This window comes from Agromyces ramosus, assembly GCF_030817175.1.
GTDB lineage: Bacteria > Actinomycetota > Actinomycetes > Actinomycetales > Microbacteriaceae > Agromyces > Agromyces ramosus_A.
This window is the reverse complement of sequence record NZ_JAUSYY010000001.1, coordinates 903510-913759: the sequence shown is the minus strand read 5'-3', so window position 1 is coordinate 913759 and position 10250 is coordinate 903510. Positions and strand designations below refer to the sequence as shown.

The following is a 10250-nucleotide window of genomic DNA, read 5'->3' as shown; positions in this document are numbered from 1 at the left end:
GCGCTGCGGCTTGCGCCGGACCCGGTGCTACCGTTGAGGCACTCGCGGGGTGAGCGCGGGCTCGTGCATCGTGAACGGAGGCGACATGATGGAACTCCTCGTCGCACTCCTCCGGTACGCGCAGTCCTCGCTCGAGATCGCCCTCGCGTCGAACGCGCAGGTCACGGTGCTCCTCCTCGGGGTCGTCGGCGTCGCGGCGGTCGCGATCGTCGTCACGGCGTGCGCCGTCTCACCGGCCCTCGTGGCGGCTGATCCGACACGGGCCTCGACCCGGTGCCGGCAGACCGCCGACCCGTGGCGGTTGCTCGCACAGAGCGACCCCGACGCTCCCGGACGCGCGCGTCCCAGGGCACCTGCACGCGCGGTCGCGGCCGCGTAGCGACATCCGATCGCACCGCCCATCGCCTCGCTGAGCGAGGCCTTCGGCGACCGCGGCCAGACGGATCCCGCATCCCTCCGACCGCAAGGAACCATCATGGACCTGTATGCCTTCCCGCCCATCGCGGCCCTCCTCGACGGCGCCTACGCCGTGCTCATGGGCCTCGCCGACCTCCTCGAACCGGTCGCCGGCGCCTCGAGCGCCGCCGCCGCCGTCGTGCTCCTGACGCTGCTCGTGCGCGCCGCCCTCATTCCGGTCGGCATCTCGCAGGCGAAGGCCGAGCGCACCCGCGCCCGGCTCGCGCCGAAGCTCGCCGAACTGCAGCGCAAGCACGGCAAGGACCCCGAGCGGCTTCAGCGCGAGACCATGGCGCTCTACGAGGCCGAGGGCACCACGCCGTTCGCGGGCTGCCTCCCCATGCTGCTGCAGGCTCCCGTGGTGGGCATCATCTACGCGCTGTTCATCCTGCCCACGATCGCCGGCCACCCCAATGCGCTCCTCGCGCAGACCCTGTTCGGCGTCCCGCTCGGGTCGAGCCTCGCTGGCTCCGTCGTGACCGGCATTGCCGTGCCCGCGACGTTGGCGGTGTTCGGCACGATCGTGCTGGCGATCGCGCTCGTCGGCGAGTTGACCCGCCGGGTGTTCCGACCGCAACCCACGCCGCCCCCGGCGGCCGCCGGAGCGGCCTCGGCACCCGTCTCGCCACTCTCGAACCCCGACACGCTGCGGATGCTCGGGTTCCTGCAGTTCGCGACGGCCGTGATCGCGATGTTCGTGCCGCTCGCCGCCGCCCTGTACCTGCTCGTGACCGTCGCGTGGACGCTCGCGCAGCGGGTGCTGCTGCGGCGGGTCTACCCGCTGCCGGAGGTGCGAACCGCCTGACCCGACCGTGATCAGGGCGTCGTGCGGAGCGAGCACGGAGCCGCCGTACAGCGGGCACCCAGCAATAGCGTTTTCGGCGCCACGCGCGCAAGGGGTTGCCCCGAAAGCGCTCGCAGTGGTTTCCTTGGGTCATCCCCGACCGAAGGAGCATCACATGAGTTTCCTCGCGTTTCTGATTCTCGGCCTCATCGCCGGCGCGATCGCCAAGCTGATCCTGCCAGGCAGGCAGGGCGGAGGATGGTTCATCACCCTCTTGCTCGGCGTCGTCGGAGCTTTGCTCGGCGGCTGGATCGGGAGCCTGATCTTCGGAGTGGGCCTCGAAGAGTTCTGGGACCTCGGCACCTGGCTTCTCGCCATCGGCGGTGCGATCATCGTGCTGCTGATCTGGGGCCTCATCACGCGCGGAAGCCGCAACACCGCCGCGTAATCCGGCCGCACACGATTCGAGCGGATGCCTCAGCACTGAGGCATCCGCTCGACGTGTCTCAACCGGCGGCCAGTTCCACGAACCGGCGGAGCATCCGCTGCGGTTCGACGACGGATGCCGCGGCGAGCCGCTCGCTCACCTCGCGCAGTTCGCTCGCCGGAAAGTACCCGTGGTGGCGGTACACCTGCGCGCGGGCGACGAAGTCGTCGGTCGAGACCTCGGGATGGAACTGCGTCGCGTAGACGCGGCGGCCCACGCGGTAGATCTGTACGGGACACCCGGCGGATGCCGCGAGCAGCACGGCCTCGGCAGGCAGGCGTTCGGTCGCCTCCTTGTGGCCGACGAGCGCGTCGAACCGGTGGGGGAGCACGCCCACGAGCGAGTCGGCTGCGCCCTCGTCGGTGAGGGTGACCTCGACCGCGGCGGCGTCCTCGCCGTGCAGCGTGCCGACGGCGCCGCCGAGCACGCGCGTGAGCACGCCGATGCCGTAGCACGTGAAGAGCACGGGGTGGTCGGCGAGCAGGGCGGCCTCGGCGAGGCGGGCGAGGTCGGCTTCGACGCGCAGTTGCACGGGGTGCTTGCCCGTCTCGGGCGTCGTCACGTTGTAGGGGCTGCCGCCGACGATGACGCCGGCGTAGTCGTCGAGGCGCAGCTCGCCGAGCGGGTCGACGTCGAGGCGCACATGGTCGAGGCGGCCCGCGTCGAGTCCCGTCGCGCGGCGCACCGACTCGTATTCGGGGCCGACCGCCTCGACCTCGGGCCGGGCCGAGAGGAACAGGAAGGGTTTCGCCCCGCTCATCGACCTCTCCGGCGATTGCGCTGCTTGGCGCCCTGGCCGGTGCGCGGTGCAGTGCGCCCCGACTTCGCGCTCTTGCCGGCGCCCTTTCCCTTGCCGCCCTTCGCGCCCTTGCCCGTGCCTGCCTTGGCGTCTGCGGCTCGTCGCTCGGCGGCGGCCAGCTTCGCGGCCTTCGCGGGCTTGATCGCGGGTTCGGCGTCGCCCTCGGTGCGGGAGCTCTTCGCGCCGCGACCGCGCACCACGCCCACGAACTGCTGGATGTCGGCGTCGTCGCGGTCGACCGGCCACACGAGCGCGATGCGCGTCGGCGGGGCATCCGTCACGGGAACCGCGACGACGTCTTTGCGACGGTGCAGGCGGGCGATCGAGTGCGGCACCACGGCGTGGCCGGTACCGGCGGCGACGAGTTCGATCGTCATGGCCGGGTCGGGCTGCTGGGGCGCGATCGGCTCGCCCTCGAGGTCGGCGAGCGCCAGCGACTCGGCGTCGGCGAGCGGATGCTCCTTGGGAAGCACCGCGACGGCGATCTCGTCCCACAGCTGCACGGTGTGCAGGCCCGTGCCGTCGACGGGCAGGCGCACGAACGCGAGGTCGGCCTCGCCCGCCGCGAGTGCGGTGAGCTGGTCGGCCTCGTCGACCCGGATCGCCTCGAGCGGGAGGTCGGGGCGCAGTTCGTCCCACACACGCAGCCATCGCGCGGGGGTGACCCCGGCGACGTAGCGCAGCCTCAGCGTCAACTCCGCCCCCGTTCCCGCCGCCGGAAGGCCGCTCTGTTCAGGGTATCGGCTACGGTGTGAGGGTGAGCCAGTCCCAGTCGAAGAACCCGCAGACCATGAAGGCGGAGACCGCAGCGAAGAAGCTCGGCATCCTCCTCGAGGCCGCCCCAGAGGAGTTCCGCACCGGGGTCGTCACTCGCGACGAGCTCAACTCCCTCCTGGCCGACCCGCCCGAGTGGCTGCAGGTGCTGCGCCGCGAGGGCCCGCACCCCCGCCCCGTGGTCGCCGCGAAGCTCGGCATCTCGAACTCCGGTCTCACGCGGGGCGGCATCGACGAGCCGCTGACGACCGCCCAGATCAAGGAGCTCCTCGTCGCGCCGCCGCAGTGGCTCGTCACCGAACGCGCCACCCAGGCGGCCGTGCGCGCCGAGAAGATCCGCGTCGCCGAGCGCGACAAGGAGCGCGCCGCGCGCAACCCTCGCGAGAGCGGCGGCGGCGGAGGCGGCTCGGGCGTCTGACGCCCCACGCACACGCCGCCGCGCGTCAGGCCGCGTAGCGCGCCTTGAGGAACGCCGCCGCGTCGGCGAGCTCGAGTTCGGACACGGAGTGCCCGAGTCCCTCGTAGATGCGCTCGTCGAGGTCTGCATGCGCTGGCAGCCAGGCCTGCGTGCGTGCGACGGATGCCGCGGGGATCACGTCGTCGATGGTGCCTCGGCCCCAGAACACGGGCGGCGCGAGCCGCGACATCCGCTGGTCGCCGTCGCGTTCTCCGGGCAGCGCGAATCCGGCGAGGCTCACGGCGAACGCGAACCGTTCGGGCGCCCGGCGCAGGAGCTCGATCGCCATCGCGCCGCCCTGCGAGAACCCGAGGAGGCCGATCGCCGTCGACCCCGGCGCCGCACGGTCGAGCCAGTCGATGATCGCCTCGGTCGCGGCATCGGCGCCCGCGAGGGAGAGCTCGGCGTCCTCGGGCGGCAGGTGGAACCACGCATTGCCGTACCCCGTGAAGATCGGCGCGCGCAGCGACGCGATCGCCGGCTCGAGGGGGAGGTACGGCGCGAGGCCGAAGAGGTCGCCCTCGTTGGAGTTGTAGCCGTGCAGCAGCAGGAGGAGCGGCCGTCCTTCACGATCGGCCGCGGAGGCGGACCAGATCACCGCCTCGTCGTCGATGCGAACCTCGGTCATGCGTGCCTCCGTCGGGTGCCCGGATGCCGCCGGCGCATCCGTCTCGCCCTCGACAGTACCGCCGCACCGCCGCCGATCCGGCCGTCGACATGGGCAGCAGGCGCCGCGTGGGGCAGAATCGAGGCATGAGCGTGCGCACCCCCGACCCGGACTGGAATCCGGATGACGAACCGGGCGTTCGCCCGCCCGCCAATCCGGGGTGGCTCACCGACCTCGAGCTCGCCGAGGTGAGGGGGCGCCTGCCGCTCCTGTACGTCGAGGCGGTTCCCGTGCGCGTCGACGGGCTCGGCCAGGTCGTCGAGGTCGGCGTGCTGCTGCGCGCGAACGCGGTGGGTGAGATGACGCGCACGCTCGTCTCTGGCCGGGTCATGTACGGCGAGACGCTGCGCGACGCGCTGTTCCGGCACCTCGAGAAGGACCTCGGGCCGATGGCGTTTCCGCTGCTGCCGACGAGCGCCGTGCCGTTCGCCGTCGCCGAGTACTTCCCGATGCCGGGCATCTCCCAGTTCACCGACGAGCGCCAGCACGCGGTGTCGCTCGCCTATGTCGTGCCCGTGACGGGCACGTGCGAACCTCGTCAGGACGCACTCGAGGTCACCTGGATGACGCCCGCCGAGGCCGCGAGCGAATCCGTCGCCGCCGAGATGGAGGGCGGCCGCGGCTCGCTCGTGCGCCAGGGCCTCGCGTCGGTGGGCGCGCTGCGCTAGCCCGCACGGCTCGCGCCTACCGGAACTCCCGGTTGCCCACGAACCGCGCCTCTGGATCGACCGTCGCCTTCACCCGCGCAGCACGGGCGACGTCGGCCTGGGCGTACGCACCCGAGTACCCGACGCCGGGCGCGGCGAACGTGCAGAGGGTGCGATCGGATGCCGCGGGGCCGAGCGCCTCACGCAGGTGCGCGAAGCCGCCACGCACCGCGTCGGCGAGCTCGGGCCACCCGATCGCGTGCCCGCTCACCACCGCGTTCTGTCGAATCGCTCCGGCGATGCTCGGGCGCGCCGGAGCGCCGGCGAGCGCTCCACCGAGCAGGCGCAGCGAGATCGCCATGACGGCCCGCCCTTCGGGTTCCTCCCACGCCTCGACGAGTCGGGTGACGACGTCATCGTCGAGATCGGCGAAGACCGACCAGCCATATCCCGGCGACGGGTCGGTGGGCTCCTCGGCGATGGTGCCGAGCAGCTCGACCTCGAAGCGGCCGACCGTGTCGACGTGCACCGTGCCCGCCGCGCGGATGGCGTCGATCGCGTCGCGAGCCTCGGCGGAGGCGCCCAGTTCGACGAGCTCGACGCTCACGATCGTGGTGCCCCGCAGCTCGGGTGGAGCTGCGGGAACATCGGGGATGCGCATCGCCCCGGCGTGGAGCGCGAGGCTCTCGGGGGCGCTCCGGCCTGCCGCGATGACCGCGCGGAACACCGCGGCCGCATCGGTGGGTGCGAACACCAGGCGGCCGCCAACGAGCTCGGGGGCGGGGTAGAGCTCGATCTCGATCGCGGTGACGACGCCGAAGGCGCCGCCCGCACCCCGCAACGCCCACATGAGCTCGGGGTCGTCGGCGTCGCGGATCCAGCGGTGCCGCCCATCGGCGGTGAGCAGCTGCACGGCCCGCAGTGCGCCGGAGCCGAGCCCGTGCGTTCGCGAGAACCACGAATGCCCGCCGCCGATGGTGAATGCCGTGGCGTTCACGACCGGGCTCGAGCCGGCGAGGGGGACGAGCCCGGAGCCGGCGAGCGCTTCGAGCACCAGCCCCCAGCGCACGCCTGCGCCGACCCGCGCGATGCGGGCGGCGGTGTCGATCTCGATCTCGTCGAACGCGCTCGTGCGCACGAGCACCGCTCCTTCGAGGGAGCCGGATGCCCCGTGGCCCGACGGCTGCACCGCGATGCCGAGCCCGTCGGAACGCGCCGCGACGAGCACCGCGCGGAGCTCGTCGACGTCGGCGGGCACGGCGACCGCGGCCGGGCGCTGGTCGATGGCGAGGTTCCACGGGGAGCGCATGGCGTCCCAGAGTGGATGGCCGGGCCGGGTGACTCGTTCGCCGAGGCGATCGGCGAGGGCGTCGAGGGCGGGACGGGGCGCGGAATCGGACATCGAGCGATCCTCTCGTGGCATCCGTCGGCTCATGCCGACCCGGCTCACGCTACCGAGCGCCGCCGACGCCCGGAATCCACGTACGCGGTCAGCGTACGGGCGCACGCTCAGCGGACGAGCCGCACCTCGTGGATCTCCTCGCCGAGGAACGGCACCCGCTGGTCGGCACCGTCGGCGATGAAGCCGTTGCGGGCATAGAAGCGGTGCGCACGCGGGTTGTCGGATGCCACCCAGAGGTACACCGGCTCGGTGCCGACGGCCGCATCGAAGAGCTTCTGGCCGATGCCGGTGCCGTGATAGGCGTCGAGGAGGTAGATGAAGTAGAGCTCGCGATCGCGGGGCGGGTTGTCGTCGCGGGCGGGACCCGAGCCGACGAAGCCGACGATCTCGCCGTCGACGAGCGCAGCGAACTGGGAGTACTCCTCGCCTCGCTCGGCGTAGTGATTCCACAGCTCGGCCATGCGGCGCGGCGACAGGTGCTCGAAGGCGGCTGCGCTGATCAGGTGGTCGTAGGTCTCGTGCCAGCAGGTGGCGTGAACACGGCCCAGGGCCTCGACATCCGAGTCCCGAATGGGACGGACGACGACATCGGCAACAACTTCGGTGCTCATGCCCAGAGACTAAGCCAGCGAGCGCCAGCGACGAAATCGGCACCGCACTCGACGCGGCGCACCCGACGCGAACGGCCCCGGCGAGTGAACTCGTCGGGGCCGTTCGGCAGGTCAGTTCAGGCTTGCTCAGCCCTGGGCGCGCCGGTTGCCGCGCTCGTTGCGCGACGGCGACACGAGACTGCCGACCCGGATCGGCTGCTTGGCCGAGCCGGAGCGAGCCGAGGTGCCGCGCTGGGCGCCCGTCGTCTGCGCGCCGCGGCTGTGGCCGCCGCCCTGCTTGGGGGCATGCGCCTTCGTCTCGGCGGTGCGGCCGGAGCGGTCGCGGCGAGGCGACGCCGTGCCGACATCGGACGATCCGCGGCCTTCGCCGCGAGCGGCGCGCTTGCGCTGCGCGTTGGCGCCCTGCGAACGGCCGCCGCCCTGCGAGCGACCGCCCTGCTCCTGCACCGCGGCCCGGGGGAGCGGCTTCACGTAGGCTGCGACGTCGCCGACGAGCGCGGTGACCGCGGTCGACGTGGCGGTGACGCGCTGCGGGGTGACCACGATGGCGGCCCTGCGCAGGAGCGTCTTCAGATCCTGCTTCTGGGCGGGCAGGCTGATCGTCACGACGTCGCCCTCGCTGCCGGCACGAGCGGTGCGGCCCGAGCGGTGCAGGTACGCCTTGTGCTCCATGGGCGGGTCGACGTGGATGACCAGCTCGACGTTGTCGACGTGCACGCCGCGCGCCGCGACATCCGTCGCCACGAGCACGCGAGCCGAGCCGTCGGAGAACGCGGCGAGGTTGCGGTCGCGCTGCGGCTGCGACAGGTTGCCGTGCAGGTCGACCGAGGGGATGCCCTGGTCGGTCAGCTTCTTGGCGAGCTTCTTGGCGTGGTGCTTCGTGCGCATGAAGAGGATGCGGCGGCCGGTGCCGGAAGCGAGCACGCGGATGAGCTCGTTCTTCTGGTCGACGTCCTCGACCTCGAACACGTGGTGGGTCATGGCGGCGACGTGCGAGGTGGCCTCGTCGACCGAGTGCAGCACCTCGTTCTGCAGGAAGCGCTTGACAAGCTTGTCGACGCCGTTGTCGAGCGTCGCCGAGAAGAGCAGGCGCTGGCCGCCGGAGGGCGTCTTGTCCATGATGCGGGTGACGACGGGGAGGAAGCCCAGGTCGGCCATGTGGTCGGCCTCGTCGAGCACGGTGATCTCGATCGCGTCGAGCGTGACGTGGCCCTGCTTCATGAGGTCTTCGAGACGGCCCGGGCAGGCGACGACGATGTCGACGCCGGCGCGCAGCGCGTCGACCTGGCGCTTCTGGCTGATGCCGCCGAAGATCGTGGTGGTCGTCATGCCGTAGGCGGCGGCGAGCGGTGCGAGCACCGCGTCGATCTGGGTGGCGAGCTCGCGGGTCGGTGCGAGCACGAGGCCGAGCGGGCGGCCGGGGCGGCGCCTGCCGCCGGAGAGCGCACCGCCGAGGCGAGCGGCCATCGGGATGGAGAAGGCGAGGGTCTTGCCCGAGCCGGTCTTGCCGCGGCCGAGCACGTCGCGTCCGGCGAGCGTGTCGGGCAGGGTGTCGACCTGGATCGGGAACGGGGAGGTGATCCCGTCGGCGGCGAGGGCCGCGACGAGGGGAGCGGGCACGCCGAGCGTGCTGAAGGTGATGTCGGTCACTGGTGCCTTTCAGGGCAGAGCACACCGCTGGGTTCGAGCTCCGCATGGCGGAGAGTTGTCGACCCGGCAGTGGGTGTTTGGCGAAGGCGCCGGTCGGCGCATCCGTTCGCCGTATGAGAGTCATCGGGCGCCCTCGGATGAGGCCCTGCCCGGAAGCGTTTCTACGACGCAGGCGGCGCAATCATCGCGCTCGCCAGACTCCAGTGTAGCGGACGCAGCCTGCGCGCACCCTGAGTGGGCTGATCCGCGCCCTCCGGGCTTGTACGCACCGTGTGCGCCTGACGCATCACCGGGTGCGTCAGCGCGGCATCCGCTCGCCCACCGGCACCTCTTCACGCACCGTGTTGCCCGGCTGCGCGAGCGGGCACGACCACGACGGGTCGTAGGCGCACGAGGGGTTGTACGCGAAGTTGAAGTCGACGACGAGGGAGTCGCCGTCGGCGCCCTGCCCGAGGTCGGCGCCCTTCACGGTGTCGAGAAGGTACCGCCCGCCGCCGTAAGTTCCGCCGGGCGCACCGGCGAGCTTGTCCTTCACGGGCACGAAGAGACCGCCGCCGTAACCCGTGAGACGCCACACGTCGAGCGTCCCGAGGTAGGGGATCCGCACCGTGCCCACGAGCGCGAAGGGGATGAGCCCGTCGGTCGCGCTGTCGACGGTCAGTCGGGCCGGCTCGTCGGGCCGGCGCACCTCGAGCTCGAACCGCCAATCGGGATCGTAGCGCGGCACGGTGAGGCCCGTGAAGTTCGCGCGGTCGTCGGGCAGGAGCGGCGACTGCGGATGACCCGCGAAGAGCTCGTCGCGCGCCGACTTCCAGAGCTCGTGCCCCGCGGCAGGGTCGTGCACGCTGAGCTGCCTGACGCCCGCGTACAGTCCGAACACTCGTCGGCGCCAGTCGGCCAGCTGGAGGGCGCCGATCGTGTTGCTCACGCGGCAGCTCCGCTGCCGGCGGTTGCCGCCGCGGCGTCGGCGGTGCCGGGCGGGTCGTAGGACCAGCCCGGCGCAAGCTGCTTGAGCCGCATCCCCCGCCACTGCCAGAACGCCCACGTCGGGTACCAGGCGACGAGGTCGAGCGCGCCGGCGCGGGCGAGCAGCTGGTCGCGATACAGCGTGCGGCCGTCGGGCAGCGCGGAGACGGCCATGCGATGGTCCCACCGTTCGAACAGTGCGAGCGGGCCGGTGAGCGCTCCGCCCCCGTCGCGGAGCATCCGCACCCCGGTCGGCAGGCCGCCGGGGTAGCTCACGTCGACGAGCTCGTCGCCTGCCGGGAATCGGCGGAACGCGAGCGCGCGCACGCGGTGCTGCCCCTCGGGCCAGACCGTCGGCAGTCCGCCGTCTTCGAGCGACGAGAAGTCGAGCCACGGCGCCACGACCTCGCGCAGCACGGCGGGGCTGCGCAGCGCCCGCCACGCGGCATCCGGCGTGCAATCAAGCGTGAGTTTCAGGAGCACTCGCATGAGCCGAGAGTATGGCGGCCGGATGCCCCTGCCAAGCCCTCACCCGGATTCACAGGTGCGG

General features: G+C 72.2%; 12 protein-coding genes and 1 pseudogene. 5 read left to right on the top strand and 8 right to left on the bottom strand.

Annotated elements, in window-relative coordinates:
* Positions 1-85 precede the first annotated feature (85 nt).
* The 3 genes from QFZ26_RS04390 (at position 86) to QFZ26_RS04380 (ending at position 1688) form a co-directional block, all read left to right on the top strand.
* Positions 86-379 carry a DUF6412 domain-containing protein gene (locus QFZ26_RS04390; RefSeq protein ID WP_307039617.1) on the top strand — a complete coding sequence of 98 codons (294 nt, stop codon included), beginning with the start codon at positions 86-88 and terminating at the stop codon, positions 377-379.
* Positions 380-475: 96 nt separating this feature from the next.
* Positions 476-1261, top strand: a complete 786-nt coding sequence (locus tag QFZ26_RS04385; protein ID WP_307039615.1) for a YidC/Oxa1 family membrane protein insertase — start codon at positions 476-478, stop codon at positions 1259-1261.
* A 154-nt stretch (positions 1262-1415) separates the two neighbouring features.
* Positions 1416-1688 carry a GlsB/YeaQ/YmgE family stress response membrane protein gene (locus QFZ26_RS04380; protein WP_307039614.1) on the top strand — a complete coding sequence of 91 codons (273 nt, stop codon included), beginning with the start codon at positions 1416-1418 and terminating at the stop codon, positions 1686-1688.
* A 58-nt stretch (positions 1689-1746) separates the two neighbouring features.
* On the opposite strand, the gene QFZ26_RS04375 is transcribed toward QFZ26_RS04380, so the two are convergent.
* A complete protein-coding gene (locus QFZ26_RS04375; protein WP_307039612.1) occupies positions 1747-2487 on the bottom strand; it encodes a glutamine amidotransferase in 741 nt (246 codons plus the stop codon).
* The gene (locus tag QFZ26_RS04370) at positions 2484-3221 is read right to left on the bottom strand and encodes a LysR family substrate-binding domain-containing protein (RefSeq protein ID WP_307039611.1); all 738 of its coding nucleotides are present in this window, start codon (positions 3219-3221) and stop codon (positions 2484-2486) included. Before QFZ26_RS04370 ends, QFZ26_RS04375 begins: the two co-directional genes overlap by 4 nt.
* A gap of 95 nt (positions 3222-3316) precedes the next feature.
* Here QFZ26_RS04370 and QFZ26_RS04365 point away from each other — a divergent pair, with 95 nt between their 5' ends.
* Positions 3317-3718 carry a DUF5997 family protein gene (locus tag QFZ26_RS04365; protein ID WP_307044923.1) on the top strand — a complete coding sequence of 134 codons (402 nt, stop codon included), beginning with the start codon at positions 3317-3319 and terminating at the stop codon, positions 3716-3718.
* Between the two features lie 25 nt (positions 3719-3743).
* Here QFZ26_RS04365 and QFZ26_RS04360 read toward each other — a convergent pair whose 3' ends face one another.
* Positions 3744-4385: an alpha/beta hydrolase gene (locus QFZ26_RS04360; RefSeq protein ID WP_307039609.1), complete on the bottom strand. Its 642-nt coding sequence runs from the start codon at positions 4383-4385 to the stop codon at positions 3744-3746.
* A gap of 125 nt (positions 4386-4510) precedes the next feature.
* On the opposite strand from QFZ26_RS04360, the gene QFZ26_RS04355 reads away from it, so the two are divergent.
* Complete coding sequence (locus tag QFZ26_RS04355) at positions 4511-5092, top strand: NUDIX hydrolase family protein (protein ID WP_307039606.1); 582 nt, start codon at positions 4511-4513, stop codon at positions 5090-5092.
* Between the two features lie 16 nt (positions 5093-5108).
* Here the strand turns inward: QFZ26_RS04355 and QFZ26_RS04350 are convergent, their stop codons facing one another.
* The 5 genes and pseudogenes from QFZ26_RS04350 to QFZ26_RS04330 all read right to left on the bottom strand — a co-directional run bounded on the left by QFZ26_RS04350 (position 5109) and on the right by QFZ26_RS04330 (position 10189).
* Positions 5109-6473 carry an FAD-binding oxidoreductase gene (locus QFZ26_RS04350; protein WP_307039604.1) on the bottom strand — a complete coding sequence of 455 codons (1365 nt, stop codon included), beginning with the start codon at positions 6471-6473 and terminating at the stop codon, positions 5109-5111.
* Positions 6474-6580: 107 nt separating this feature from the next.
* A complete protein-coding gene (locus QFZ26_RS04345; protein WP_307039602.1) occupies positions 6581-7084 on the bottom strand; it encodes a GNAT family N-acetyltransferase in 504 nt (167 codons plus the stop codon).
* Between the two features lie 126 nt (positions 7085-7210).
* Positions 7211-8780: pseudogene (locus QFZ26_RS04340) on the bottom strand (DEAD/DEAH box helicase).
* Between the two features lie 252 nt (positions 8781-9032).
* A complete protein-coding gene (locus tag QFZ26_RS04335) occupies positions 9033-9662 on the bottom strand; it encodes a DUF1684 domain-containing protein (RefSeq protein ID WP_307039598.1) in 630 nt (209 codons plus the stop codon).
* Complete coding sequence (locus tag QFZ26_RS04330) at positions 9659-10189, bottom strand: hypothetical protein (protein ID WP_307039596.1); 531 nt, start codon at positions 10187-10189, stop codon at positions 9659-9661. Before QFZ26_RS04330 ends, QFZ26_RS04335 begins: the two co-directional genes overlap by 4 nt.
* Positions 10190-10250: the final 61 nt, after the last annotated feature.

What these genes read in the sequence shown, in the direction of transcription:
- QFZ26_RS04350 (WP_307039604.1), bottom strand. Translation starts at nt 6,473, where the DNA reads ATGTCCGATTCCGCGCCCCGTCCCGCCCTCGACGCCCTCGCCGATCGC.
- QFZ26_RS04365 (WP_307044923.1), top strand. Translation starts at nt 3,317, where the DNA reads ATGAAGGCGGAGACCGCAGCGAAGAAGCTCGGCATCCTCCTCGAGGCC.
- QFZ26_RS04385 (WP_307039615.1), top strand. Translation starts at nt 476, where the DNA reads ATGGACCTGTATGCCTTCCCGCCCATCGCGGCCCTCCTCGACGGCGCC.
- QFZ26_RS04360 (WP_307039609.1), bottom strand. Translation starts at nt 4,385, where the DNA reads ATGACCGAGGTTCGCATCGACGACGAGGCGGTGATCTGGTCCGCCTCC.
- QFZ26_RS04390 (WP_307039617.1), top strand. Translation starts at nt 86, where the DNA reads ATGATGGAACTCCTCGTCGCACTCCTCCGGTACGCGCAGTCCTCGCTC.
- QFZ26_RS04330 (WP_307039596.1), bottom strand. Translation starts at nt 10,189, where the DNA reads ATGCGAGTGCTCCTGAAACTCACGCTTGATTGCACGCCGGATGCCGCG.
- QFZ26_RS04375 (WP_307039612.1), bottom strand. Translation starts at nt 2,487, where the DNA reads ATGAGCGGGGCGAAACCCTTCCTGTTCCTCTCGGCCCGGCCCGAGGTC.
- QFZ26_RS04355 (WP_307039606.1), top strand. Translation starts at nt 4,511, where the DNA reads ATGAGCGTGCGCACCCCCGACCCGGACTGGAATCCGGATGACGAACCG.
- QFZ26_RS04380 (WP_307039614.1), top strand. Translation starts at nt 1,416, where the DNA reads ATGAGTTTCCTCGCGTTTCTGATTCTCGGCCTCATCGCCGGCGCGATC.
- QFZ26_RS04345 (WP_307039602.1), bottom strand. Translation starts at nt 7,084, where the DNA reads ATGAGCACCGAAGTTGTTGCCGATGTCGTCGTCCGTCCCATTCGGGAC.